This window comes from Vreelandella halophila, assembly GCF_009856365.1.
GTDB classification, from domain to species: domain Bacteria; phylum Pseudomonadota; class Gammaproteobacteria; order Pseudomonadales; family Oleiphilaceae; genus Halospina; species Halospina utahensis_B.
In genome coordinates this window covers 97,017-121,992 of sequence record NZ_WMEX01000006.1, presented here as the reverse complement: position 1 = coordinate 121,992, position 24,976 = coordinate 97,017, and the positions used below count along the sequence as shown (strand labels likewise).

Annotated in this window: 21 protein-coding genes and 1 tRNA gene; 9 read left to right on the top strand and 13 right to left on the bottom strand. The window is 62.5% G+C overall.

Annotation, left to right across the window (positions count from 1 at the left end):
* Nucleotides 1-40: 40 nt before the first annotated feature.
* The 3 genes from GLW01_RS11785 to GLW01_RS11775 are packed head-to-tail and all read left to right on the top strand — an operon-like array spanning nucleotide 41 to nucleotide 3,329.
* The gene (locus GLW01_RS11785; protein ID WP_151440492.1) at nucleotides 41-856 is read left to right on the top strand and encodes an ATP-dependent zinc protease family protein; all 816 of its coding nucleotides are present in this window, start codon (nucleotides 41-43) and stop codon (nucleotides 854-856) included.
* Nucleotides 853-2,376, top strand: coding sequence for an inactive transglutaminase family protein (locus GLW01_RS11780; RefSeq protein WP_160899176.1), 1,524 nt, complete (start codon nucleotides 853-855; stop codon nucleotides 2,374-2,376). The genes GLW01_RS11785 and GLW01_RS11780 overlap by 4 nt, the downstream gene beginning before the upstream one ends.
* Nucleotides 2,376-3,329 (top strand): alpha-L-glutamate ligase-like protein, encoded by a 954-nt coding sequence (locus GLW01_RS11775; protein ID WP_151440494.1) that lies wholly within the window; start codon nucleotides 2,376-2,378, stop codon nucleotides 3,327-3,329. Before GLW01_RS11780 ends, GLW01_RS11775 begins: the two co-directional genes overlap by 1 nt.
* Before the next feature lie 30 nt (nucleotides 3,330-3,359).
* Here the strand turns inward: GLW01_RS11775 and GLW01_RS11770 are convergent.
* The 3 genes from GLW01_RS11770 to GLW01_RS11760 form a co-directional block, all read right to left on the bottom strand.
* A tRNA-Ser gene (locus GLW01_RS11770) sits at nucleotides 3,360-3,448 on the bottom strand.
* Nucleotides 3,449-3,532: 84 nt separating this feature from the next.
* Entirely contained in the window at nucleotides 3,533-4,363 is an 831-nt protein-coding gene (locus GLW01_RS11765) for a CheR family methyltransferase (RefSeq protein ID WP_160899175.1), read from the bottom strand.
* A gap of 17 nt (nucleotides 4,364-4,380) precedes the next feature.
* The gene (locus tag GLW01_RS11760) at nucleotides 4,381-5,322 is read right to left on the bottom strand and encodes a chemotaxis protein CheV (protein ID WP_151440496.1); all 942 of its coding nucleotides are present in this window, start codon (nucleotides 5,320-5,322) and stop codon (nucleotides 4,381-4,383) included.
* Between the two features lie 165 nt (nucleotides 5,323-5,487).
* Here GLW01_RS11760 and flgA point away from each other — a divergent pair, with 165 nt between their 5' ends.
* From flgA to GLW01_RS11745, 3 genes are all read left to right on the top strand, one after another.
* Entirely contained in the window at nucleotides 5,488-6,219 is a 732-nt protein-coding gene (gene flgA, locus GLW01_RS11755; protein ID WP_237416581.1) for a flagellar basal body P-ring formation chaperone FlgA, read from the top strand.
* 136 nt (nucleotides 6,220-6,355) lie between these two features.
* Nucleotides 6,356-6,679, top strand: coding sequence for a flagellar biosynthesis anti-sigma factor FlgM (gene flgM / locus GLW01_RS11750; RefSeq protein ID WP_151440498.1), 324 nt, complete (start codon nucleotides 6,356-6,358; stop codon nucleotides 6,677-6,679).
* Nucleotides 6,680-6,685: 6 nt separating this feature from the next.
* Nucleotides 6,686-7,177, top strand: a complete 492-nt coding sequence (locus GLW01_RS11745) for a flagella synthesis protein FlgN (RefSeq protein ID WP_151440499.1) — start codon at nucleotides 6,686-6,688, stop codon at nucleotides 7,175-7,177.
* Nucleotides 7,178-7,190: 13 nt separating this feature from the next.
* Here the strand turns inward: GLW01_RS11745 and GLW01_RS11740 are convergent, their stop codons facing one another.
* The gene (locus GLW01_RS11740) at nucleotides 7,191-7,931 is read right to left on the bottom strand and encodes a pilus assembly protein PilB (protein WP_160899173.1); all 741 of its coding nucleotides are present in this window, start codon (nucleotides 7,929-7,931) and stop codon (nucleotides 7,191-7,193) included.
* A gap of 105 nt (nucleotides 7,932-8,036) precedes the next feature.
* Here GLW01_RS11740 and mnmC point away from each other — a divergent pair, with 105 nt between their 5' ends.
* Together mnmC and GLW01_RS11730 are read left to right on the top strand one after the other, a co-directional pair.
* Nucleotides 8,037-9,152, top strand: coding sequence for an FAD-dependent 5-carboxymethylaminomethyl-2-thiouridine(34) oxidoreductase MnmC (gene mnmC / locus GLW01_RS11735; protein ID WP_160899172.1), 1,116 nt, complete (start codon nucleotides 8,037-8,039; stop codon nucleotides 9,150-9,152).
* A gap of 68 nt (nucleotides 9,153-9,220) precedes the next feature.
* Entirely contained in the window at nucleotides 9,221-9,847 is a 627-nt protein-coding gene (locus tag GLW01_RS11730) for a CBS domain-containing protein (protein ID WP_160899171.1), read from the top strand.
* 12 nt (nucleotides 9,848-9,859) lie between these two features.
* On the opposite strand, the gene GLW01_RS11725 is transcribed toward GLW01_RS11730, so the two are convergent.
* From GLW01_RS11725 to GLW01_RS11705, 5 genes are all read right to left on the bottom strand, one after another.
* The gene (locus tag GLW01_RS11725; protein ID WP_160899170.1) at nucleotides 9,860-12,583 is read right to left on the bottom strand and encodes a hypothetical protein; all 2,724 of its coding nucleotides are present in this window, start codon (nucleotides 12,581-12,583) and stop codon (nucleotides 9,860-9,862) included.
* A 126-nt stretch (nucleotides 12,584-12,709) separates the two neighbouring features.
* Nucleotides 12,710-14,731 (bottom strand): NAD-dependent DNA ligase LigA, encoded by a 2,022-nt coding sequence (ligA, locus tag GLW01_RS11720; protein ID WP_160899169.1) that lies wholly within the window; start codon nucleotides 14,729-14,731, stop codon nucleotides 12,710-12,712.
* A 14-nt stretch (nucleotides 14,732-14,745) separates the two neighbouring features.
* A complete protein-coding gene (zipA, locus tag GLW01_RS11715; RefSeq protein WP_160899168.1) occupies nucleotides 14,746-15,816 on the bottom strand; it encodes a cell division protein ZipA in 1,071 nt (356 codons plus the stop codon).
* Between the two features lie 117 nt (nucleotides 15,817-15,933).
* On the bottom strand, nucleotides 15,934-19,431 hold the full coding sequence (gene smc, locus GLW01_RS11710; protein ID WP_151440506.1) for a chromosome segregation protein SMC: 3,498 nt from the start codon (nucleotides 19,429-19,431) through the stop codon (nucleotides 15,934-15,936).
* An 11-nt stretch (nucleotides 19,432-19,442) separates the two neighbouring features.
* Nucleotides 19,443-20,132, bottom strand: coding sequence for a GntR family transcriptional regulator (locus GLW01_RS11705; protein WP_151440507.1), 690 nt, complete (start codon nucleotides 20,130-20,132; stop codon nucleotides 19,443-19,445).
* 226 nt (nucleotides 20,133-20,358) lie between these two features.
* On the opposite strand from GLW01_RS11705, the gene GLW01_RS11700 reads away from it, so the two are divergent.
* Nucleotides 20,359-21,318: a GGDEF domain-containing protein gene (locus GLW01_RS11700; protein WP_160899167.1), complete on the top strand. Its 960-nt coding sequence runs from the start codon at nucleotides 20,359-20,361 to the stop codon at nucleotides 21,316-21,318.
* Here the strand turns inward: GLW01_RS11700 and rluB are convergent.
* The 4 genes from rluB to GLW01_RS11680 are packed head-to-tail and all read right to left on the bottom strand — an operon-like array spanning nucleotide 21,308 to nucleotide 24,907.
* Nucleotides 21,308-22,237 (bottom strand): 23S rRNA pseudouridine(2605) synthase RluB, encoded by a 930-nt coding sequence (gene rluB / locus GLW01_RS11695; protein ID WP_160899166.1) that lies wholly within the window; start codon nucleotides 22,235-22,237, stop codon nucleotides 21,308-21,310. The genes GLW01_RS11700 and rluB overlap by 11 nt on opposite strands.
* Entirely contained in the window at nucleotides 22,234-22,866 is a 633-nt protein-coding gene (gene scpB, locus GLW01_RS11690; protein ID WP_160899165.1) for an SMC-Scp complex subunit ScpB, read from the bottom strand. Before scpB ends, rluB begins: the two co-directional genes overlap by 4 nt.
* Complete coding sequence (locus GLW01_RS11685; protein WP_151440511.1) at nucleotides 22,866-23,693, bottom strand: segregation and condensation protein A; 828 nt, start codon at nucleotides 23,691-23,693, stop codon at nucleotides 22,866-22,868. The genes scpB and GLW01_RS11685 overlap by 1 nt, the downstream gene beginning before the upstream one ends.
* On the bottom strand, nucleotides 23,690-24,907 hold the full coding sequence (locus GLW01_RS11680) for a tryptophan--tRNA ligase (RefSeq protein ID WP_192497315.1): 1,218 nt from the start codon (nucleotides 24,905-24,907) through the stop codon (nucleotides 23,690-23,692). The genes GLW01_RS11685 and GLW01_RS11680 overlap by 4 nt, the downstream gene beginning before the upstream one ends.
* Nucleotides 24,908-24,976: the final 69 nt, after the last annotated feature.

Below are 24,976 nucleotides of genomic sequence, written 5' to 3'. Positions count from 1 at the left end.
CCCATGTCTAACGGACATTACCACAGCATAGAGGACCCCCATGCCAGCTGCGCCACGCATCCTGATTTTACTGGCGGCGCTGATAAGCGCCGGCTGTACCCACTTTACTTCCTCCTCCACAGCGGAAAGTGACCTCAGGGTGCTCAAGACGCAGCTGGCGCAACAGCAGGATCAACTGGCCTCCCAGCAGGTATTGCTCAACGCCCTGCTGAGCGGAAACAGGAACGTGGCGGAACAGCAGCAGCAGGGGTTCGCCAATGTTCAGGACCAGATGGAGCGGCTGCGCAGCGTCACCAACCGTCATCTTGCATCCCGCAGCACCAACAACGATGGCGACACCTGCCCGATCCTGAACACCGGCCCGGCCAACGGGAACGAACAGTGCTCCGGACTCACGACCATCGGTTCGGTGGAGGGCATCCGCCTGCTGCCCCCGGACCATCTTTTTGAGGCGAGGATCGACACCGGTGCCAATACCTCATCCCTGGACGCCAGGGATATCGAGTTCTTTGAGCGCGACGGTGATGACTATGTCCGCTTCACACTGGCGGGCGAGCATTTCGCAGACCGCGGCGCCATGGAACTGGAACGCCCGGTGTCACGGTTCGTGGAGATCATCCAGGCATCCACTGATGAGAATGAAAGGCGCGCAGTGATTGAACTCCAGTACCGCATCGGCTCGATTGAGCGGGTTGCGGAGTTCACCCTGAGCAACCGGGAACGCCTGACCTACCCTGCCCTGATCGGGCGCAACATCCTCAGGGACCTGTTCACGGTGGATGTATCACGACAGTTCATACTCAGTGACCCCGATAAACTGAAAGAGGCCGCCGGCAGCATCGAGGGTGAAGAATGAGGCAACAGCCACTTTTCTTCCTCGCTGTATCGGTGCTGATCATCATTGGTGTGTCAATGATGTGGCTGCGGCATGACCGCCTGGGGATTCCCCTGCTGCCGGCAAACGACAAGCCAGTCTGGCTGGTGGAGGCACGCATCGATTTCGTCGCCCTGGGAGACGAGACACTGGCAAGCCTGAGCCTCCCGAATGACCCACCGGGTTACCGTATCATTTCCGAACAGGCCGCCTCTCCGGGTTACGGGTTCTCGCGCATCATTGAATCCACGGGGCGTCGTGGCGAATGGTCCAAGCGGCAAGCGACGGGCCCCCAGACCCTCTATTACAAGGTTCAGTTCGCTCCGGGCAAGAACGGAACGCCCCGCCCCAGCGGCAACACCGAGGCTCCCTCTAACCCCCAACGGATCATCTGGGAGGAGCCCCAGGCCACAGCCGCCGCCGACCTGCTGGAAACAGCCCGGCGGCGCTCCAGTACACCGGCGAGCCTGACCCGGGAACTGATCAAGGCAGTCCAGAGCCCCAACGACCAGAACGCGGCACTGCTGCTGGACCAGCACTCACCCCAGCAGCTGGTTGTCCGCCTTCTCAACCAGTCCGGTGTCCCAGCCCGTCTCGCCATGGGCCTGAAGCTGGAGGATGCCCGCCGCAACCAGAGCCTCCAGCCGCTGGTGGACGTCTACATCGAGGATTCCTGGCATCTCTATGACCTGGAGCGCGGTGGCCAGCAGGGCATCACGCCCAATACCCTGGTCTGGCACCGCACCAGCGGGCCCGTTCTGGATGTCATGGGCGGGCAGAACTCCCAGGTGCGCTTCTCGATGATGCGCCAGAGCATTCCCGCCCTCGACCTCGCCCAGAGCCAGACCTCGGCCGACCAGCCTCTGGGTTACATCAGCCTCTACCAGCTGCCGATCGAGGAACAGGGCATGCTGAAGCTCCTCCTGCTGCTGCCCCTGGGCGCCCTGGTTGTGGCCTTCATGCGGATCGTGATCGGCATCCGCACATCCGGCACCTTCATGCCGGTTCTGATTGCCCTGGCCTTCATCCAGACAACGCTGCTGCCGGGGCTCACCGCCTTCCTGACCATTGTCGGGCTGGGACTGCTCCTGAGAGGGTATCTGTCACGCCTCAACCTCCTGCTGGTGGCCCGGATCGCCGCCATGATCGTACTTGTGGTGCTGCTGACAGGTCTGCTGAGTGTCTTTGGCCATGAAATGGGGATCAACCTTGGGATGACCATCACCTTCTTCCCGATGATCATCATTGCCTGGACCATCGAGCGGATGTCGGTGATCTGGGAGGAACAGGGGGCCCGGGAAGTCGCCATACAGGGCGGTGGCAGCCTGCTGGTGGCCATTGCCGCCTATGGGCTCATGCAGCTGGCGACAGTCCGACACCTTACCTTCAACTTCCCTGAGGTCCACCTGATCATTCTCGCGCTGATCCTGCTCGTCGGGCAGTACACGGGCTACAAGCTGTCCGAGCTTTACCGTTTCCGTTCGATGGTGGAGAAGGACTGATGCTGGTGTCTCCCGCCACACTCCGGAGCCATGGCCTGCTGGGCATGAACCGCCGGAATGTGTCCTATATCTCCAGGTATAACGAGCGCCGCCTCTATCCGCTGGTGGACGACAAGAAGCTCACCAAGGAGCGGGCCATGCTGCACGGGGTGGCTACACCCACCCTGCGCGATGTCATCGATACCCAGCATGGCGTCCGCGATCTGGGTAAGCGCCTCGGGGGACTCGAGCGTTTCGCCATCAAACCCTCCCGTGGGGCCGGCGGCAAAGGCATTATGGTCATCCGGGAGCGCGACGGCGAGCAGTTCCTGAAGGCATCCGGACAGGCCCTCACGCTGGGTAGCCTGCAGCGTCACTGCTCCAACATTCTTGCAGGCCTGCACTCCCTTGCCGGCGCCCCCGACTCGGTCATCATCGAGGACCTTATCGAGGCGGACCCCTACTTCGAGTCCCTGTCCGTCGAGGGCGTCCCGGACATCCGCGTCATTATTTTCCGCGGGATACCGGTAATGGCCATGCTCCGGCTCTCAACCCATGCCAGCGACGGCAAAGCCAACCTGCACCAGGGCGCGATCGGCGTCGGGCTGGACCTGGCCAGTGGCCGCTGCATACACGCGGTACAGCACTCCAGGCGCGTACACAGCCATCCGGACACCGGCGTTGACCTGAACCGTATCGCCATCCCGGACTGGCAGAACCTCCTCACCCTCGCCGCCCGCTGCCATGACCTGACCGGACTCGGGTATCTGGGCGCCGACATCGTGGTCGACCGCAACCGGGGGCCTTTGATGCTGGAGCTCAACGCCCGGCCTGGCCTGGCCATCCAGATTGCCAATGGCAAGGGACTTCTGCCCCGGCTTCAGTGGATTGAGGCCCAGGAGAACATCCCGGACAGCGCTGAGGCACGGGCGGGGATGGCCATGGCGGAGTTCGGGGAGAAGATCCCGACATAAAAAAACCCGGCACATGGCCGGGTTCTGTATTGGCGGAGAGGGAGGGATTCGAACCCTCGGTACGCAGTACGTACACGCGCTTTCCAGGCGCGCTCCTTCGACCACTCGGACACCTCTCCTTTGATCGGTACGCGTGTGGGCTGTAGGGCCCGCCGCGTTTGATGGGCGCAGACTGTACGCAAAACGTGGCCCGAACGCAACACTCACTTGGCGCGGTAAATGATTCCCGGCCGGCACTGGACCATTTCGTAGTACTGGTTGAGCCCGTTGAGCGACTCGGAGGCACCCAGGATCAGGTAGCCACCGCGCTTCAGTATGCCGTGGGTGCGTACCAGGATGTCGTGCTTGAGATCACTGGAGAAATAGATCAGCACATTCCGGCAGAAGACAATGTCGAACCTGCCGGAACCGAACCGCTCCAGCAGGTTGTGTTCGCGGAAGGTCACCATGTCACGGATTTCTTTGCGGACCTGCCAACTCCCGGACGGAAGCTGGGTGAAGTAATGCTTCTGACGATCCGCGGACAGACCTCTCCCTAGGGCCAGCAGTTCATAGATACCGTCCTTTGCCGCGTCCACCACGGGCTTGGACACGTCCGTGGCGATGATCTCCACGGGGCGGCGCAGGCGGCCGGGGTTACGGCGCCGGTACTCGTCAATCACCATCGCAATGGAGTACGGCTCCTGCCCGGTCGAGCAGGCAGCTGACCAGATCCGCAGGGGCTGGCTGGAGCTCTCCGCAGCCATCTCCCCCAGAAGCCGCTCCTCGAGAATGCGGAACGGGTGGGTATCCCGGAACCAGAGCGTCTCGTTGGTGGTCATGGCGTCAATCACGGTCTCGCGCAGTTCGCTGCGCGGCTGCTTACGCAGGCGCTGAACCAGCTCGCCAAGACTGTTGAACCGGTTCTCCGTCATGATCCGCCGCAGACGGCTTTTCACCAGATACTGCTTGTTGTCCCCCAACAGAATGCCGGAGGCATCCTGCAGGAACTCCTTGAAGGCGCGATAGTCCTCCTGGCTGATCTCGGAACTCATCGGTGTCGGCGTCTCCGTCAGGACGGCATGTGCTGTTGCTTGTCCATGACTGCCATAACCCGCTCCGCAAGCTCGTTGGGATTGAACTTGGCCATGAATTCATCAGCACCGACCTTCTGGACCATGGCCTGATTGAACACACCGCTGAGCGACGAATGCAGCATGATATACAGGGGAGCCAGAGCTGGATTGTCCTTGCAGTGTGTCACCAGCGTATAACCGTCCATTTCCGGCATCTCCACATCGGAAATCATCAGTGCCAGATGATCGTGGATTGGGCTGCCATCCGCAACCAGTGACTCCAGGTATTCCAGCGCCTCGCGGCCATCATTGCAGATGACGACCTCAAGCCCGACCGCTTCCATGCAGCGCCTGATCTGCCCTCTCGCCACGGAGGAATCGTCCGCGACCAGCACACGCATTGCCGCATCACCGCTGGTATCCAGCGTCGACTGGAAGGATTCACTCACGCTGTCATCAATGGGCGACACCTCCGCCAGGATCTTCTCCACGTCCAGGATCTCCACGAGCTTTCCCTCAAGCTCGGTGACCGCCGTGAGGTACTCCGCCCGGGCCCGTTTGGGTGGCGGGTGCACATCTTCCCAGTTGAGGTTAACGATCCGTTCCACCCGGCGCACAAGAAACCCCTGGGTCTTGCGGTTGTATTCCGACACGATCACCAGCGACTCTGACAGTTCCTCATCCGGAATCGGCTGTCTGCCGATGGCCATACCGGTATCAATGATCGGCACCGTCTCACCCCGCACGTAGGAAACCCCCCGGACCACAGGGTGGCTGTGCGGAATTGCCGTCAATGCCGGGCAGGGAAGCACTTCCCGGACCTTGAACACATTGATGCCGTAGAACTGCTCCCCCTTGAGCTGGAACAGCAGCAGTTCGAGCCGGTTCTGCCCCACCATCTGGGTACGTTGATTCACGTTGTCGAGTAGTCCCGCCATAGTCCTGCCCGTCATAATGAGCCGGCATGGTTGTTGCATTTCATAACGGAAGAATGCGAACAACGTCCGGCTTGTGCCGGATTTTCGCCGGTATGGGTTGTGCCACCCCCGACACGGGTCGAACGTGGCACCGATTACCCGCAAGGATAGGACATTTTGACCGCCATGCGCATCGCCAACGCCAATCCAATGCCGGTTTTCCGCTATCTCCTCCTGGCTGCCATGCTGCTTCCGGGGGTGGCAACGGCTTCGGAACCGGAGCAGACCACCGCTGAACGCATCACGGACGCGGCGGACGGTTTCCTGGAATCCTTTGCAAAGGAACAGGCTGCAAAGGGGCGCGAGGTTGAATACGACATTGGCAGCGTGGACAACCGACTCTCGCTCAACCGCTGCCCGCAGGCGCTGGGGGTCGAATTCGCGGGTGACCCGGAACGCTCCACGCGCACCACGCTGCTGGTCAGCTGTCAGGGGGATCAACCCTGGCGGATCTTTCTCAGTGCGACAGTGCGTATCCAGGTGGACGGCTGGGTCGCGGACCGGCCCATTGGCCGTGGCGAACGGCTCAGCCCGGACATGCTGCGCTCAAGCCCGGTGGTCCTCAACGAACAGCGCCGCAACGGGTTCCGGGATCCCGAGCACATGATCGGCATGCAGGCCACACGCACCATCCGCGCAGGTACCCCGATCACGCCGCACATGGTCGAGAAACCACTGGCAGTGGAGCGCGGCGACCGCGTAGTCATCTCTGCAGGAAGCGATGCTTTCTCCATCACAACCCGAGGCAAGGCCGAGCGCAGTGGCCGCGTGGGCGAACAGATTCCAGTGATCAACGAAAACTCGGGGCGCCGGGTCCGCGGCCGGATCACCGAGCCCGGGCGGGTCGCGATCAACTGAACGGAAGCGGCAGGATCATGCCGAAAAGCGGCAGTTCCATGCCTGGTGATGAAAAAAATGCCGCGCAAGGCTAAAGTTTGCGGCCACGCTGCCGTTACAATTCACAGAGAATCCGGATCCGAACGGGGTGAAAGCCATGGCAATCGATTTCAATGGGGCCAACAACAACGCCCTCAACACCCAGAAACAGACCCTGCGGCAGCGTGACGACGCCCAGGGGCAGAAAACGCCACAGCAGCCCGCGGAAGGCGGCTCACAGGCGCGCGAGAGCACCCGCGTGGACCTGAGCCCGGACGCACGCAACATCAAGGCTGCAGAGCAGACGCTCCAGCAGCAGCCGGAAGTGGACGACGCCAAGGTGTCCCGCATCCGTGAAGCGCTTGAGGACGGTTCCTACTCAGTCGATGCCGAAAAACTGGCCCAGAAAATGCTTGATGTGGATGACAGCATTTTCGGGTAAAACGCCATGACTGACCGCAAGACAACGTTCGAAACGCTGGATCAACTGCTGAGAAAGGACGAGGCCAACCTCACCCGGCTGGCCGAAGTACTGGAGCAGGAACACCGGTCCCTGGCCGGCAACGATATGCAGCAGCTGGAACAGGCGACCAGTGAAAAAAACGAACTGCTTGATGCACTCAGGGAACGGGCGAAACAGAAAATCCGCCTGCTTGCCCAGCTCGGATACAGGCCGGACAGTGGTCAGGCCGTCAGCGATTACCTCCGTGACCAGGCAGGCGCTGATTCACTCCTGATGCAGCGCTGGGAAGCTGCCCAGAAGCAGCTCAGCGAATGCCAGCACCGCAATGCCGTCAATGGCCGAATCCTCGGTCACCTTCAGCGCCGCATATCCCGCATCTCGGATATCATCCGCGGAGTGGACCAACAGCAGGCGCTTTACGGAAGCACCGGCGAATCCCAGAGCCTTACCCACAGCCAGGTATTCGCCAGCGCCTGATGCCACAACCGGCTCAGCGGGACCTGATGGTCAGGCTGGAGGCACTGGAGAAGCGGATGTTCCTCATGGTGATGTTCCCCATGGAATGGGAAGCGGGCGCACCCTCCACCCGGATGCCTTCCATACGGATCTCATGGATATGAGTCGGCATGGCCAGACTCACACCACCCTGTTCGCCAACGGCAAATCCGGGACCATCCGGCCCGAACTCCACGCCTGTAACCGTCACGTCCGCATCCAGAAAATTCATGGCAGGCAGGAAAGTGCGGGCGGTAAACTCAAGGGCATCCAGAGCCTGGTCTTCGGCTTCTGCATTGGAGGCCGGAATGGCGGACAGCTGAACCGCACCCGCGGGGAAGGTATCCCTCCCCTGGGCCACAACGCCCCCCATTTCACTCTCACTCAGAGGCTGCATGCTGGCGCTGTCAATGCGCACCTGCTGGCTGCTGGTCTGGGGTCCCTTGGCAGGCAGCGCCGGAGTAGGCGATGCCAGTGCAGCCACCGGCTGAAGTGGCGTAATCACCATGGCGGTCAATGCTGCCGCATAACGGTACCGGTTCTGGTGACGCAGCGTGCGCTGCAGCTCCCGCTCGGAAAGCCAGCCCGCCCGCAGGAGAATCGCACCCAGCTTGTCGCCGGATTCGCGCTGTTCCTCCAGCGCCACCTGGAGCTGATAGTCGGTGATGTAGCCCCGATTGACCAGGATCCGACCGAGACGGCTTTTCTCAAGCTGCTGGGAGCTGGGCGTTGCCATGGATGCCACCCTCTTGTTGTGCAATCCGAAAATCCGGGATCATAGTGGCGCGGCCTGTGATCCGTGTACAGAAATTAAACTTTATGAAAGGTAACGGAACGTCAAATGGCCTCTCATGATGCATCGGATCCACAACCGGGCGTGATCATCGCCGGCGGCGGGGTAGCCGGAAGCCTTGCGGCACGCCGGCTTGCGGAGAGCGGCATACAGGCAACCGTGCTGGATCCTGCCCCACCCGCTCCGCCGGACCCAGAACGCCGGGGCGCGCTCTACATGAAGCCGGCGGTGGACTACAATCCGGAAACCCGGTTTGCCCATCAGGCTTTCCAGGTCGCCTCGGAATTCTACACCCACCTCCAGACACAGCATCCGGAGATCGATTTCTGGTCACCAACCGGGACACTGAGCCTGGCCTGGAACCAAAGGGAGCAGCAACGGCAACAGAAACTCCTGGCCCGCAACCAGTGGGATCCGGACTTCCTGGAACCGGTCGACAGTGACCGGGCCTCGCTGCTGAGCGGGCTTGAGCTCGAGATACCCGGGCTCTGGTTCCCTGGCGGAGGGCATATACGCGTGGATGCGCTCCGCCAGGCCGCACTCGGCCATCCGATGATACGCACGATCACCGCAGCCGCGGACGGGAACCGGATTCAGGCCAGCGCGGATTCCTGGCAGGTAGCCCTTCCGGAAGGAGAGACCCTTGAGGCGTCGACCCTGATTGTCGCCACGGGCGCCCAAACCACCGAGTGGGCACCGGATCTGCCTCTGGGCCGTATCAGAGGGCAGCTCACCACCCTGCCCACCCTCTTATCCACTCCCCATGTAGCGTTGGCCGGGGCAGGTTATGCGCTGCCTCCATTCAGTGGCCGGCTGTGTGTGGGTGCCACCTTCGACCGGGATTCCGACCTGGAAACACCCGATCCCCTCAGCGATCAGGCCAACCTTGAGAACCTGGGCCACTGGCTTCCGACACTTGCAAACCAGCTGGAAGGGAACCGGGGCTCCGGACACTGGGTTGGCTTTCGGAGCACCACCCCGGACCATATGCCTGTGGCAGGTCAGCTCAATGGCCGGTTTGTACTTGCCGGCCTGGGCGGCAAGGGTCTGATGTACGCCCCCCTGCTCGCGGCGCATCTCGCGGCCCTTGTTTCAGGCACCCCATCCCCCCTTCCAGCGGACACGGCACAACGTGTTAGCCCTCAACGATTCGCCAGGAGTTAGCGCTGGTTCCTTGAATTTTCCGTGAACCGGCCGATAACCTTTGGAAACGGATCAATGGGGACGACTCAATGGCCATTCACATCGCAGAACCCGGCCGCCCGGTCGGCACCCGCCTGCCCGAGGCGCTGCGGGCGAGGCGTGTCCAGGGCACAGACGAAACCGATGCCATCCGCAGGACGGCATCGAATACGGAGCAGCCCGAGGAACCGGCCCGATTCCAGGGGAAGCCCGAGGTCCGTCGCGCCCTGCAGGAGTACCAGGAGGAGTCCAGCGGTGAAGGGGATGCGGAGTCTCCCTACCTCCCTTCAAGCCGGCTTGCATCCCAGGCGCTCCACACCATCAGTGCCAAAGCACCTCTGCGAATGGCTCTGGATGCCATGGCCCAGCATCTGGTCCATCACCTGGTGGTGACCACGGATGCCGGGGAAGTGGCGGGCCTTATCGATGAAACCTGGGTGCTGAAACAGATTAGGGAAGGCATGGATGAGAATGCACCCCTGTCCGGCTGTGAGCTCCCCGCCTTCATAACCGTCACCCCGGAGACGGATGCCCACCACCTGGCCCAGCAGATGCTCAGCCATGAACTCAGCGCCGCGCTGGTGATCAACCACAACAACCAGCCGGCAGGCATTGTCACGGGTACGGACTTCCTGCGCCTCTATGCAGACGGGCACCACCTGCATACCACCATCTGATCAGGTGGGAGCTTATTGCGTCAGCGGATTGCCGACCTGATCGTAAGGTCGGATCATCTGGCCGGCATCAGTTTCCAGCACCAGATAGAGCTTGCGGTCACGATAGTTATCCATGTCCACGATCCCGTTCGCACCATCGACAATGCCACTCCAGCGCTGCTCAATCGATGGTTCATCCCCGGACTGGGAACCGGTGTAACGCAGGCCCATCAGGTAGGCCCTGTCATCCCCGGTCTGCCCGGCGATGAAGGCGTCATTCCCGGAGACCGCAAGGGCCTGAATGTTACTGACCTGCCAATTCTGATCTTCAGGAATGTCCGGATGGATCGCTCCCTGCACGTTACCGTTGCTGTTGACGACAATCAGGAAAGGCCCGGCGGAACCGTCCGTGTCTTCCTCAAAATCCCCTGAGCCATCCTCCTGATAGGGACCACCCTGGTTGCCGGCCAGCCAGAAGCGGTTTCCATCCGCCCCAGCAAGATCAGCCCTGTCGTCCCCCTCCGTACCGAACTGGACCCGCTCATTCACGGCGCCACCATCCGCATTGCGCGAAAACAGATAGAAGTCCTCACCGCCGATGTTGGTACCGGGATCAACCGCGCCCTTGTCGCTTCCCAAAGCCACGATGCCGGCTGTGTCGGTGTCAAAGAGCCCGTTGAGCAGCGGGTCGGTGGCCTCCAGATTTTCCGTCCAGGCCGGGTCTGCAACGGGTTCCGCAGGGTCACCCTCCTCGCCAGTATCAATGCGCGTCACGCGCACAGAATCATTATCAAGAGCGCCCGCGTAGAGGGTTCCATCCTGGTTCACATCTAACACCTTCTGGTCCCATACCCCGTCAGCAACAGGGTTCATCTGCCAGAGGAACTCCTCGGCTTCTTCAGAGCGAACCGTCTCGTCGTTACCGTCATTATCGGAATCGCCCGTGGAAATTGTGGAGCGGAAAAGCTTCACCATCCCCTTATCGGAAGCCGTTGGATAAGCCACACCAAGGTAGCGGGTGACCTGTGGGGAGCCGGTCGTGCCAGTATTCTCACCCGCAAAGGCCAGCTGGATTGCGTCCGACGTCTGGGGCCAGCCACCACTGTCCACACCACTGTTCTCCCCAAGGGCCACCACATCACTCTGCGTACCCCCACTCACATCGGGATTGCCAAGCCGGTTGATGCTCTGAAGACGGATCGCGCTGGAGCTGTCAACGCCCGCGACATAGACCTCCCCCAGGGCTCCGGCAACCAAGCTATCAACAGAGAACCCAAGCTCACTCTGCGTCACATCATCGGGCCATTCGTTGATATAGGTCTCCACAGTGCTGTCCGTGGTCGCCGCCGCGAATTCGCGGCCGTACTGGAAGCTCTGGTCAAACTGAAGCTCCCGCATTATTTCCTCTTTGAGAGGGGCATCAGAACTGGTCGACGCCTGCACGTAGAAAGTCGTCTCATCACTTCCCGGATCAAACGCAATAACCAGCGAGTCATTGTTGGTGGTCTTACTAGCCGTGACGCAGTCGGTGCTCCCCTGCTCAGGGCAGAGATCCACCTGCCAGGAAGGACCATCAGTGACCTCCACGACTTCAACCGCCGCGTAAAGCGTTTCACCGGTGTCATTGGAACGATTCAGGGTGGCCGTTACCTCCCGCCCCCCGTTTTCACTGACCGTAATACTCTCCGTCTCAAAACCCGCCGTAGGCGTATTGTCCTCAATCTGAATGCTCCGGGTACGCACCGCGCCGTTATCATTCAGGCTGGCAATGCCTTCCGTTACCTCCTGAAGCTCAACCTCAAAGGATTCAGTGTTCTCGGCGAAACGGTCGTCATGGACCCAGACCGGGATGAAGCAGGTGGTCTGCCCGGCTTCAAAATGAAGCAACCCGGTCCCCCCATCGTCATCCTCAGAGAGGTACTCGAGGTATTCGGGCGGTTCCGGGAACCCGGACCCATAGGCGTTGTTACCATCCAGGATCAGATCTTCTTTATAGATCGCCCGATTCTGGTTGCCGCCCTCGTACTCACAGGGCAGTTCCTCCTCGTCCTCGGCGCTACACGGCTCCTGGCCCTGGATGCGGAAACGGACTGAAACCGGCTCGACCGAAGGCTGTCCCAGATCCACCCGGACCAGGGCCCGATAGGTCTGGTAGTCCTTGGAGCCACTGCCATAATCGCTGGGCGCCGTTACCTTTGTATTCTCTGAAACAAGTTTCTCGTGATGAACCGTCACACCCGGGCTCACGCTCATGTCCGGAACCTCACAGACCTCATCCGAATCCTTACTCACCTCAGGTTCATAGGGCTCCCCTTCGGTCACCGTACCGGAAACCACTTCGAGCGGATTGTGCCGCACCTCGACGCTGAACTCGCTGTCCCCGATCAGGTTGCCGTCATTGGTGGCGATACGGATGCTGTCGTACTGCCCTAGGTCGTCCTCGCCTTCACGCCCACCAGTAATACCGGGAACGCCTCTCAGGACGATGCCCTTGCGGGCCTTGTTGGTGGTCGCTTCCAGGGCCAGCCAGGAGGGGTTGTTGACCAGCGAATAGTTGAGGAGATTGTCGCCGCCCACGGCGCCGAAGTTGTAATTGTAGTCCACGCCCAGATAGGCCACCTGGGGCGGAAAGCCGAGAATCCGCGGATCCTCCGGGGAATTACTGGTATCCCCACACCCCATCAGAAGCAGTGTCAGGGCCAGAAGCAGCGCCTGAAGGGAACGGCGCACTGGAACAGCGTTCGTGCTCAAACTCACGGATGACATTCTCCCGGGTCGGGGGCCGTCGGGTCTCGAAACGTCGTCCATGGTAGGGGATCCGCCATAAGGCGGATCCGTACTGGTTCTCAGATTCAGGGGGCGGCTGACGATTCTGTGACACAGTCACGCTTCGCCGAGCCACTCCAGGAAGGTTGCTTCATCAAGGATGGTCACGCCCTGCTGGCGGGCCTTGCTGAGCTTGGAGCCACCGCCCTCGCCCGCCACCAGGTAGTCGGTGTTGCTGGAGACGCTGCCGGCCACCTTCGCGCCCCGGGCCTCCAGCGCGGCACGCGCCTGGTCCCGGGAGTACCGTTCCAGTGTTCCGGTCACCACCACAGTTGTGCCGGAAAAGGGCGATTCCGAATCAGCCACCCGTTCCGGTGCCCGATAGCTCACGCCCGCCTCACGCAGCCGCTGGATGATTTCGCGGTTATGGGGCTCGGCAAAGAAGCTGCGGATATGGCCGGCCACCACCGGCCCCACATCCTCGATCTCTTGGAGCTGTTCCTCATCGGCTTCCATGAGGGCGTCCAGCTCACCGAAATACCGGGCCAGCCCCCGTGCGGTGGCCTCACCAACCTCCCGGATACCCAGGGCATAGATCAGCCGGTCCAGATCAGGCTCGCGACTGTCGGCAATGGCATTCACCAGATTGGAGGCGGATTTTTCACCCATGCGCTCGAGCCGGGTCAGATCCTGGGTCTTCAGGTGATAGAGATCCGCCACGGTTTCAACCATGCCTTCGTCCACCAGCACGTTGACCCACTGCTCCCCCAGCCCCTCGATGTCCAGGGCGCGGCGGGAGGCGTAGTGCCGGATGGCCTCCTTGCGCTGGGCCGGACAGAACAGACCGCCCGTGCAGCGCGCCACAGCTTCATCCTCTGGCTGCTCAATGGCGGAACCGCATTCCGGGCAGGCATCCGGCAGCTCAATCACATGGGTGTCATCAGGCCGTTTCTCGGTAAGAACACGCACTACCTGGGGAATCACATCGCCGGCCCGGCGGATCATCACCCAGTCACCCTCTCGCAGCCCAAGGCGCTCAATCTCATCCATGTTGTGGAGGGTGGTGTTGCTGACGGTCACGCCTCCCACAAACACCGGATCCAGTCGCGCCACCGGCGTTATGGCACCGGTGCGCCCCACCTGGAAGGCAACTTCGCGCACCCGGGTCATGACCTCGTGTGCAGGGAACTTGGTGGCGATGGCCCAGCGTGGCGCCCGGGAGACGAAGCCAAGCCGGTCCTGCAGCGCCAGATCATTGACCTTGTAGACGATGCCGTCGATCTCGTAGTTCAGTGATTCGCGCTTCTCGAGCATCTCCCGGTAATAGGTGATGCAGTTCTCGATCCCAGTGACCAGACGGATCCCAGGATCGATCCGAAACCCCCAGTCCCGCAGCTTGAGCAGCTGATCGTAATGACTGGCAGGAAGACCGGCCTCCTCAGGTACGTCCACGCTGTAGCCGCTGAACGACAGGGGTCGCCGTGCCGGCACCCGTGGATCCTTGTTGCGAAGACTGCCTGCAGCCGCATTGCGCGGGTTAACAAAGGTCTTCTCCCCGGCCTCCGCCAGCTGCTGGTTCAGGCGTTCGAACCCATCAAGGGGCATGTAGGCCTCGCCCCGCACCTCAAAGGCATCCGGGTAGTCATCGCCATAGAGTTGCAGGGGGATGGCCCGGATGGTGCGGACATTGGCGGTGATGTCCTCCCCGGTGTAGCCATCGCCCCGGGTGGCGGCACGGTGAAGCACACCATTGCGATACAGAAGGCTGATTGCCAGGCCATCGAGCTTGGGCTCGCAGGCGTAGTCGACTGGCTCATCCCGGCCCAGCCGTTCCCGGACCCTGCGGTCAAAATCCCTGAGCTCGTCCTCGTCAAAGGCATTGTCCAGGGACAGCATGGGCGTTTCATGGGGGGCTTCCGCGAACAGGGACTCCGGGGCCACGCCCACCCGCTGTGTCGGGGACTCGGGGGTTACCAGCTCCGGATGCTGCGTTTCCAGCTCCTGCAGTTGCCGCAGGAGCCGGTCATAGTGCTCATCCGAGACCTCGGGGTCGTCGAGCGCGTAATAGCGGTAGTTATGATGATCGATTTCCCGACGCAGGGCGTCGATACGCTGTTCAGGGCTGTCTTCCCGGGTCACGGGCGGCAATCCTCTCAGGCTCTGGCCGGGGAACGGCGCTTGCGTTCGAACTCGCGAATGCGCTGGCGGCAGTGTTCAATCGTCTGGCTGGTCATGACACTGCGGTGCTCATCACGCAGCTCACCACCCAGGTTACGCACGACTGTGTTGGCGGTCTCCAGCATGAAATCAAACGCCTGTACCGGCTGGCTGGGGCCGGGCAGGCTCATGAAGAAGCTGAGCCCGGGGGTTTCGAGGGTCTCGATCTCCTCCGGTGCCAGGGTGCCGGGCGATACCGCGCTGGCGACGCTGAACTGGACCGGTGTGCGGGTATCCGATTCCTCGTGCCGGTGATAGATGCCGAGATCCCCGTACTCCATGCCGCAGGCTTCCAGGATACGCTTGATCGTCGCGCCACTGTACTGCCCGTCATCGCGGCAGTGGGCATGGACCACGATCACCTCTTCGGCTTCCGGCCGATTGGCTCCGGCAACAGGCGGTTCCCCGGAGGTTTCGCCGGGCCCCGGCGCTTCCTGCTGCGAGGTCGCGTGGCCGGGATCCGTTTCCCCGCTTTCCGTCTCCTCCGGGGCCACCCCATCACGGATGCGGCTCCAGATCTCCCGGGCCCCGGCACTGATGCGGCTGGCGGCTTCACCGGCAACATCGGTCGCCTCCGCCGCGCGTTCACGGATGGCGGATTCACCCCGGACCCGGGCCGGGCCTACAATGCCGTCGTCATCCACGGCGGCCAGGGGCTCATCTTCCCGCTCCGGGCCCGAGGGCTGCTCCGGCTCCTGGTGCGCTGCGGGTTCGGACTCCCATGCGGGCTCCGGTTCGGGTTCGGGCTCAGGCTCGGGGGCCGGTTCCGGCTCCGGGTCGGGCTCTGCGGCTTTCGGCTCAGCGCTTCTGACGGGCCTTGCGCCCCCGGTGGGGAGTTCCGGGTTGTACCCATCGTCAATCGGGGTCTGCCCGATACCGTCTCCGCCCATGCCGCGCTGGATTTCCAGCGAGTCCTGGCGGGCACGGCGCATGCGCCGCAGTCCGTCAACGACCACGCCGATGATCAGCAGCGCCCCAATGATGATCAGCCATTCTCTGAGACTCATGATCCTCTATCTGTCCTCAAGGGTTGTGCCCCCGGCGCATCCCGGTGCGCCCGTTTTGACTGCCACTTTAGGCAATGACCCCGGTCAAGACAATGCCGGGGCATTGCGGCTTGTTCATCAGCTGTCAGCCAGGACCGCCGCTTCCTCAACATCCACGGAGACCAGCCGGGAAACCCCGGGTTCATGCATGGTCACACCCATGAGCTGATTGGAGAGCTCCATGGAGATCTTGTTGTGGGTGATGTAGATGAACTGAACGTGCTCGCTCATCTCCTTCACCATCTTCGCGTAGCGGCCGACGTTGGCATCGTCCAACGGCGCATCCACCTCGTCGAGCATGCAGAAGGGAGCCGGGTTGAGCTGGAAGATGGAGAACACCAACGCGATCGCGGTCAGTGCCTTCTCGCCGCCGGAAAGCAGATGGATGGTGGTGTTCTTCTTGCCCGGGGGCCGCGCCATGATCGCCACACCGGTTTCCAGAAGATCATCCCCGGTCATCTCCAGGTGCGCGCTGCCGCCACCGAAGACCCGCGGGAACAGGTTCTGCAGCCCCTGGTTGATGGCGTCAAAGGTCTCACGGAAGCGGGCGCGGGTCTCGCGGTCGATCCGTCGGATGGCGGACTCCAGTGATTCCAGAGCCTCCTGCAGATCCTGATCCTGCTCGTCCAGGTAGGTCTTGCGCTCGCTCGCCACCCGGTATTCGTCGATGGCGGCCAGGTTGATGGCGCCCAGGCGCTGGATGCGGTTGCCGATGCGGGTGAGCTCCTGCTGCCATGCCTCGGCGGTGGCGTCCTCGGGAAGCCCTTCCTGCACGGTCTCCCGGCTGACCTCCAGTTCCTCAAGCTGCTCCAGGTACTGGCGGGCCTGCAGTTCAATAGCCTGAGTATCCATGCGCAGCTTCTCGAGCTTCTCCCGCGCCTGCTGGACGTCCTGCTCCACCTGGCCGCGGCGCTGCTCCCGGTCCCGGACCTGCTCATCGATGGCATCCAGGGCCTCACGCGCCTCATTGAGCTTCTCTTCCTCCTGCACGCGACGCTCCAGAAGCCCTTCCAGTTCCATCTCCAGGTCCTGGATCGGGGCCTCGGCGTTCTCCCGGGTCTCGCGCTGAACCTCAATACGTTCGTCCAGCCGCCCCTGCTGGCTCTTCATCCGTTCCAGGGTCTGCTCCAGGGCTTCCTTACGGTTCTTAAGGTCCTGCACCTGCAGCTGGAGCTGGTGATGGTGATCCCGGGCATGACGGGCCTGCTGGCGCTCGTCATCAAGCTTCGCGCGCAGGTCATCACGTTCGCTGAGAAGCGACTCCTTCCAGTCCGCATTCTCGTTCATGCGGTCCATGGCTTCCTGCCAGCTGGCGCGAGCCTCTTCCAGCCGCTCGTTCTCATCCGCTTCCTGGGCATCCAGATCCGCCAGATCCTCGCTGATCCGCCGTGCCCGCTCACGCACCTGCTCCATGCGGGCGCGGAAGGCCTCGAGCCGGGATTCCGTGGCGGACAGGGATTCGCGCGCATCGCTCAGCGCCGCACGGGCCTCCTCCAGCGCCGCCTCGGTCTCATCACGCGAGGCCCGCAACTGCTGCAGCTGTTCTTCCCCCTCGGTCACCGCTTCCTGCAGTGAGGCGGATTCCTCTTCGAGCGCCTCAACCCGCTTCTGGCGCTCGATGATACCGGTGTCATCGTCACCGTCATCCGGGAGGCGCAGCCATTCAGGGCCCATCCAGATCCCGCCCGGGGTGACCAGGGATTCACCATCCGCCAGGGCGCCGCGACGGGCAAGCGCATCATTGAGATCGTTTGCGCACCAGACGCGATCCAGCCAACCGGCAACACTCCCGCCAAGGCCGACCTCCGCCAACAGCGTCCCCGGCCCTGCATCCGCACCTGTGCTGGAAGTGTGCACAATGGTCAGTCCCGATGGGGCCTGCGTGAGCACAGCGTCATCGTAATCATCCGGGTTCAGAACCAGCGCCTGCGCCAGTGGACCAAGTACGGCTTCCACCGCTTTTTCCCAGCCCTCGCTCACTTCCAGTGTCTGGGCCAGCCGCCGGGCCTGGTCCCAGCCCTGCTGGCTGATCCACTCCCTGCGCCGTTCATCACTGTCGCCCAGCTGCCCTTCCAGAAGCGCCTGCTCGGAGGCCAGACGCCCGTTCAGTGTCTGCAGGCGGCCGCGCTTCTCGTTGAGCTCCGGCTCCAGCTGCTCAATCGCCTCGCGATCCCGCTCCAGCTGCTCGGTATGGGTTTCCACCCGCTCCCGGGCCTCTTCAACCCGCGCCTGTTGTTCCTCACGTTCGTTCTCGAGCGTGGCTTCCTCGCCAGAGCGGTCGTCGTGATCCAGGGCTGCGCGCTCTTCCTCCAGCCGCTGGCGGCGCTCACGGAGTTTCAGCAGCGCGTCCTCGCTGGCCTTGATCCGGGACTGGCCCACTTCCGCCTGCTGGCGGTCATCCGCCGAACGCTGGCTGAAGTCCTCCCAGCGCTGCTGCCAGTCCTGCATCCGGCTCTCCGCCTCGGCCAGCCGTTCACCGTACTCTTCGGCCTTAGCCTCGGCGGTTTCCAGTTCCGGCTCAACGTTCAACAGTTCCGTGGCCACCGAATCCAGCCGCTCCTGGTCCTGCTCCAGTTCCCGGGCTACTTCCTTGCGGCTGGCCAGGGCCTGTTCCAGATCATCAGCTGCCTGGCGGGCATTGCGTTTCTGGTTCTCCAGGTTCTGCTCGACACGCGCGATCTCGGCACCGGCCTCGTAGTAACGGCCCTGAGCCTGGTTGAAACGCTCACTGCGGTCACTGTGTTCCTGGCGCAGGGATTCCAGTTCGGATTCCAGCGAGGTGCGTTCCGTAACCACCTTTTCCTGGGCGGTTTCAGCCTCGCTGATCGCCCTGCGATGCTCCTGCAGGGACGAATCCAGATCACGCCAGCGCAGCACCGCCAGCTCGGCCTGCTTCTGGCGCTCCTCCTGCTTCAGGGCCCGGTATTTCTCGGCGGCTTCAGCCTGCTTCTCGAGGTGCTGGAGCTGGCGGTCAAGCTCATCCCGCAGGTCGGTCAGGCGGTCGATATTCTCCTGGGTCCGGCGCATGCGGTTCTCGGTCTCGCGCCGGCGCTCCTTGTAACGCGAGATGCCCGCCGCTTCCTCAATGTAGTGGCGCAGTTCCTCGGGCTTGGCCTCGATCAGGCGCGAGATCATGCCCTGCTCGATGATGGCGTAGCTGCGCGGCCCCAGGCCGGTCCCCAGGAACAGGTCGGTAATGTCCCTGCGCCGGCACTTGGCGCCGTTCATGAAATAGTCGGACTGGCCTTCGCGCGTGACCCGGCGCTTGACGGAGATCTCGTTGAAGCGGCCGTATTCGCCGGGGGCGGTGCCATCGCTGTTGTCGAACACCAGCTCGATGGAGGCCTGGCCCACAGGCTTGCGGCTGGTTGAGCCGTTGAAGATGACGTCACTCATGGCCTCGCCACGGAGGTACTTGGCCGAGCTCTCGCCCATGACCCAGCGGACAGCGTCGATGATATTGGACTTACCGCAGCCGTTTGGCCCCACAACCGCCGTCATGTTCGAGGGGAAGGGAACCGTGGTGGGCTCAACAAAGGATTTGAAGCCGGCGAGCTTGATGGACTTCAGGCGCATGGTCGACCGGCTCAGCTGGCGGGTTCGACGGTGAGCGATTCATCCCGGGCCAGCGCCTGGAGAGCCACTTCACGCTGGTGTTCCCCGAAAGCCCGGATCACCTCGGTCACACCCTGATGGTCATCCGCCTCGACGCGATCCGCGATGCGCTGGAAATAGGTTCTCGAGACCTGCATTTCCCCCGGATCATTCGCCAGCACAAGATAATAGGTGCGACTGATCGCGGGCCGGAAGTTCTCCAGTGTTTCCTCCAGATAGGGATTGGCCACCACGGGGTAGCACCGGCGCATCACCTCCAGTCCACCATCAATCACCTCGCCCACCTCAGACGGATCACCACTGAGACGGCGACAGAGCTGATGGATGGCCTGGAGAAGCGGCTGCTCATCGTTTTCCGTCCGCCGGGCCATGAAACGGTCGGCCAGCATCTCGAGCAGATTCAGGTAGATGTCATAGAGGCTGTTCACCAGTTCCGGTGTCATGCCGGAGACCACAGCCCCTTTGCGCGGGTAGATGCGGATGAGGTGTCGGCGCTCCAGAATCAGAAGCGCCTCGCGCACCGATCCGCGGCTGACGTCCAGCTCCCCGGCCACCTTGAGCTCCTGGATGCGTTCACCAGGTCGCAGAGCACCCGTGATGATCTGGCGCCCGATATGCTGGGCAATCTGTTCGGAGAGACTTTCCGGCGCCTGGAATTGCATAGTGGGCTACCTACCCCTTCCCTGTGTGAGCGTGAGGATCATATCACAACAGCCCGACAATGGGACACGCGGCCACAGCCTGCCGTCATTTTTTTGCCACAACGGCCAGCGCCACTACCTGACGCTCATCGGAAGAGCTACAGATTACTGTTTTTAAAGCTTTATGGGATATCGGCACGGATTTCGCTTACGACCACCTGTCAGAGATCTGGAACCGGAGTAAGGCATGAAAAAGGTAACCGGCAACGCCCGCCCCATTGACCTGAAGCAGGCCCGTGATGCCGCTGAGAACGTGCGGATCATCGATGAATGGCAGGACAACAGCAATCGGCTTACCGTGCTGTGCAGCCGTCTGCATCAGACACTGGACCTCAATGCCATGCTGGATATATTCGCCGAGGAGCTCAACCAGGTGGTTCCCTTTGCTGCCCTGGCCTACCGGCGCTCGCGCAGCGGCGGCGACTTCGGTTATCTGCTGGGCTCAGGCGGCCCCCATCACTGCTGCTACAACCTGTCCCTGCGCGGCCAGGAACTGGGCTCCCTGCGGCTGGACCGTCGTGATCGCTTCCGGGATGACGAACTGATGTTCATTGAGCAGGCCATCGGCGTGCTCATCCAGCCCCTGCGCAACGGATGGCGCTACCAGGAGGCCCTGGAATCCGCCATGACCGACGGCCTCACCGGCATGGGCAACCGCCGCGCCCTGGACGAGACACTGGACAACCACGTGGAGCAGGCCCGCCGCTACGACCAGCCCCTGAGCCTGCTGCTGGTGGACCTGGACCACTTCAAGCAGATCAATGACACCCTCGGCCACGCGGCCGGCGATGAGATCCTCGGACTGGTCGGCGAACGGATCGAAACCCAGATCCGCTCCTGCGACCAGGGGTTCCGTTATGGTGGCGAGGAATTCGCCGTTGTACTGCCCCATACGGCCCAGGAAGCCGCCCATCTGGTAGCGGAGCGGCTGCGGCGAGCGTTTCGGGAAAAGCCCATGCAGTACGCTGAGCGGGCCCTTTCGATCACCGCATCCATCGGAGTTGCCACGCTGGGCGGTGATGACAGCGTGGATGATCTCCTGAGGGCGGCGGACAGCGCCCTGTACGCCGCCAAGAACAGCGGTCGCGACAGGGTCCGGATTGCCGGCGAGGGCACTGAGGGCGTGGATAACGCCGTCAGCCTCTAGAGCGGCGCCCCTTTCCCTGGCGACCTTTGGTGCCGCCACGCCCTTTCTCTGCAGGCTTGGCGGACCTCCGATCATCGGGCCTGGACGGCCGCTTGCGCTTGAGGCGGCGCAGCCGGTGCTTTTCGGTGGGTGTCGGAGATTTGACGGGCACCCGATCAAGCCCGACGGAATCACTGAGCGTATCCACATCCGCCTGCTCAAGCTCCTCCCAGCGCCCGGCACTCAGCCGGCTGGGCAGAAAGATCGGACCATGACGGACGCGCTTGAGCCGTGACACCTGCACCCCCTGGGACTCCCAGAGCCGCCGCACCTCACGGTTACGCCCTTCCATGATGGCCACGTAGTACCAGTGGTTGTGACCGGTACCGCCCCAGTACACGAGATCCGTGAAACGGGCCTCGCCATCCTCAAGCGTCACGCCGTTGACCAGACGTTCGGCCATATCATCGTCCACTTGACCGAAAATACGCACGGCGTACTCACGGTCCACCTGCCAGGAGGGATGCATCAGACGGTTCGCCAGCTCCCCGTCTGTTGTGAACAGCAGAAGCCCGCTGGTGGAAATGTCCAGACGTCCCACGGCAATCCAGCGTTCCCCGGTGAGCCGCGGCAGGCGATCGAAGACCGTGGGCCGCCCCTCCGGGTCATCCCGGGTGGTCACCTCGCCTTCGGGCTTGTTGTAGACGATGACCCGCCTGGTGGGTGAGGCCGCCGCGCCAAGGTCCACGCTGCGCCCGTCCACAAGCACCTCATCCTGTGCGGTAGCCCGGGCGCCCAGCTGGGCCACCTCGTCATTGATCTGCACGCGCCCCTGGCTGATCCAGCCTTCAATGGCCCGCCTTGACCCCAGGCCGGCACGCGCCAGCAGCTTCTGGAGACGCTCGCCGGTCTCGTTGGGGGTGTGACCGGAATCACTCATTCATTCGTCTCCGCATCCTCTTGGGAATTGCCGTTGGATTCGTCCAGTGCCAGCTCTTCCTGAAGCCGGTCTTCCACCTCGCGGCTGATGGTCTCGAGATCACGGACCTCCGCAAGGCTGGGCAGTTCGTCCAGTGACTGCAGGTTGAAGTAGTCCAGGAACTGTTTCGTCGTCGCGTACATCGAGGGGCGGCCCGGCACATCACGCTGGCCCACCACCCGGATCCATTCACGGTCCAGCAGGGTCCGGACGATGTTGGTATTCACCGTGACCCCGCGCACCTCCTCGATCTCGCCCCGGGTGACGGGCTGGCGATAGGCGATCAGTGCCAGCGTCTCCAGCAGGGCGCGCGAATAGCGCTGGGGTTTCTCCTCCCAGAGACGGCTCACCCAGGGCGAAAGCGATTCCCGCACCTGGAAGCGCCACCCGGAGGCCACTTTCCTGAGCTCAAACCCCCGCCCCTCACAGGCGTGCTCAATCAGTGAAAGCACGTGTTCCAGAACCGTGCGTGTGGGTTGCTCATGTTCGTCGAACAGAGCCTGCAGCTGATCCACACTGAGCGGCTTCCCGGCCGCCATAAGGGCGCCTTCGACAATGCGCTGAACCTGGTCGATGCTCTCCTCGTCCATCAGGCACTCCCTCTCGCACGGATATGCAACGGCGCCAGCGGCTCCGACTGCACCACCTCCACCAGCTGCTCACGAATCAGCTCCAGGGTGGCAATAAAGCTCACGACCACACCAAGGCGGCCCTCTTCCGGTGAAAACAGCGTCTCAAAACGCACAAAGCTGTCGCCGGACAGCTGATCCAGAATACTGGCCATCCGTTCCCGGGTGGATAGCTGCTCGCGCTCGACCTGATGGTGCTCGTACAGATCCGCGCGCTCCAGCACCCCCCTCAGCGCCAGCAGCATCTCCCGCAGGCTTACATCCGGATGGACCTGGCGTTCGGGCATTTCCGGGGGTTTCGCTCCCGCCAGATGGAAGTCCCGGTCCCGCCGCGGCAGCGCGTCAATGTCTTCAGCCGCCATCTTGTAGCGCTCGTACTCCTGAAGACGACGGATGAGCTCGGCTCTCGGGTCGTGCTCCTCTTCCTCTTCCTCGGTCTGACGTGGCAGCAGCATGCGGGATTTGATCTCGGCCAGGGTGGCCGCCATCACCAGGTACTCCGCCGCCAGCTCAAACCGCATCGCCTCCATGAGCGCGATGTAATCGATGTACTGATCGGTGATCGCGCTGACATCCACGTCCAGAATGTCCATATTCTGCCGCCGGATCAGATACAGCAGAAGGTCCAGAGGACCCTCAAAGGCATCCAGGAAGACCTCCAATGCATCCGGCGGGATGTAGAGGTCCTGGGGCAGATCATGGACCGGTTCGCCGGCCACCCTTGCCAGCGCCTCCCGATCGGGCGAGACCTGCTCGCCCTCGGTGCCGGTTTCCGCTTCCGTGGTCATCGACGGTATTCCAGCCCCATAACGCGCCGCACTTCCTGCAGGGTATCCCGTGCGGCATCGCGAGCCCGCTCACGGCCTTCGTCCAGGATTGAGCGCACCAGGTCCGGGTTATTCTCGTATTCGCGGCCGCGTTCCCGGAAGTCCTTCTGCTCCTCGATCACCTTCTCCTCGAGCGGTTTCTTGCAATCGATACAGCCGATGCCCGCGTTGCGACAGCCGTTCCAGACCCATTCTCGGGTACTGTCGTCGGAATAGATCTTGTGCAGGTCCCAAACCGGGCACTTTTCCGGGTCCCCCGGATCGCTGCGCCGCACCCGTGCCGGGTCTGTCTGCATGGTCCGGATCTTCTGGCTGACCGAATCCGGCTCCTCACGCATGAAGATGGTGTTGCCGTAGGACTTGGACATCTTCTGCCCGTCCGTTCCCGGCAGCCGAGCCTCAGGGGTCAGCAACTCCTGGGGTTCCGGCAGGATCACCTTGCCGCCACCCTCGATGTAGCCGTAGAGCCGCTCGCGATCCCCGATCGAGATATTCTGCTGCTCCTTGAGCAGCGCCCGGGCCGTTTCCAGCGCCTCCTCATCGCCCTGCTCCAGGAAGCGACGGCGCAGGCTGCGGTAGAGTTTGGCGTTCTTCTTGCCCATCTTGGCAATCGCCGCCTCGGCCTGTTCCTCAAAGCCCGGATCACGGCCATACAGGTGGTTGAACCGCCGCGCCACTTCCCGCGTGATCTCCACGTGGGAAACCTGGTCCGCGCCCACGGGCACCTGCCCCGCCCGGTACATCAGGATATCCGCGCTCTGGAGCAATGGATACCCGAGGAACCCATAGGTCGCCAGATCCTTTTCCTTGAGCTTCTCCTGCTGGTCCTTGAAGGACGGCACCCGCTCCAGCCAGCCCAGGGGCGTGATCATCGACAGCAGCAGGTGCAGCTCCGCATGCTCCGGCACATGGGACTGGATGAACAGGGTCGAGGACCCCGGATTGACGCCCGCCGCCAGCCAATCGATCACCATGTCCCAGATGCTCTCCTCAATGGTGAACGGGTCCTCGTACATGGTGGTCAGCGCATGCCAGTCCGCGACGAAGAAGAAACACTCATACTCGTGCTGGAGCTGGGCCCAGTTGGCCAGTACACCGTGATAATGGCCCAGATGAAGCCGGCCTGTGGGCCGCATCCCTGAAAGGATGCGTTGCTGGGGTTCAACGGAAGTCAATCCGGTCTCCTCATTGGTTCAGGGTCTGGCATGATTATACGCACGAAACGTTCATGGGTTAATCAACGA

Coding starts and splice junctions, on each gene's coding strand:
- GLW01_RS11785 (WP_151440492.1), top strand. CDS start 41: ATGCCAGCTGCGCCACGCATCCTGATTTTACTGGCGGCGCTGATAAGC.
- GLW01_RS11780 (WP_160899176.1), top strand. CDS start 853: ATGAGGCAACAGCCACTTTTCTTCCTCGCTGTATCGGTGCTGATCATC.
- GLW01_RS11775 (WP_151440494.1), top strand. CDS start 2,376: ATGCTGGTGTCTCCCGCCACACTCCGGAGCCATGGCCTGCTGGGCATG.
- GLW01_RS11765 (WP_160899175.1), bottom strand. CDS start 4,363: ATGAGTTCCGAGATCAGCCAGGAGGACTATCGCGCCTTCAAGGAGTTC.
- GLW01_RS11760 (WP_151440496.1), bottom strand. CDS start 5,322: ATGGCGGGACTACTCGACAACGTGAATCAACGTACCCAGATGGTGGGG.
- flgA (WP_237416581.1), top strand. CDS start 5,488: ATGCGCATCGCCAACGCCAATCCAATGCCGGTTTTCCGCTATCTCCTC.
- flgM (WP_151440498.1), top strand. CDS start 6,356: ATGGCAATCGATTTCAATGGGGCCAACAACAACGCCCTCAACACCCAG.
- GLW01_RS11745 (WP_151440499.1), top strand. CDS start 6,686: ATGACTGACCGCAAGACAACGTTCGAAACGCTGGATCAACTGCTGAGA.
- GLW01_RS11740 (WP_160899173.1), bottom strand. CDS start 7,931: ATGGCAACGCCCAGCTCCCAGCAGCTTGAGAAAAGCCGTCTCGGTCGG.
- mnmC (WP_160899172.1), top strand. CDS start 8,037: ATGGCCTCTCATGATGCATCGGATCCACAACCGGGCGTGATCATCGCC.
- GLW01_RS11730 (WP_160899171.1), top strand. CDS start 9,221: ATGGCCATTCACATCGCAGAACCCGGCCGCCCGGTCGGCACCCGCCTG.
- zipA (WP_160899168.1), bottom strand. CDS start 15,816: ATGAGTCTCAGAGAATGGCTGATCATCATTGGGGCGCTGCTGATCATC.
- smc (WP_151440506.1), bottom strand. CDS start 19,431: ATGCGCCTGAAGTCCATCAAGCTCGCCGGCTTCAAATCCTTTGTTGAG.
- GLW01_RS11705 (WP_151440507.1), bottom strand. CDS start 20,132: ATGCAATTCCAGGCGCCGGAAAGTCTCTCCGAACAGATTGCCCAGCAT.
- GLW01_RS11700 (WP_160899167.1), top strand. CDS start 20,359: ATGAAAAAGGTAACCGGCAACGCCCGCCCCATTGACCTGAAGCAGGCC.
- rluB (WP_160899166.1), bottom strand. CDS start 22,237: ATGAGTGATTCCGGTCACACCCCCAACGAGACCGGCGAGCGTCTCCAG.
- scpB (WP_160899165.1), bottom strand. CDS start 22,866: ATGGACGAGGAGAGCATCGACCAGGTTCAGCGCATTGTCGAAGGCGCC.
- GLW01_RS11685 (WP_151440511.1), bottom strand. CDS start 23,693: ATGACCACGGAAGCGGAAACCGGCACCGAGGGCGAGCAGGTCTCGCCC.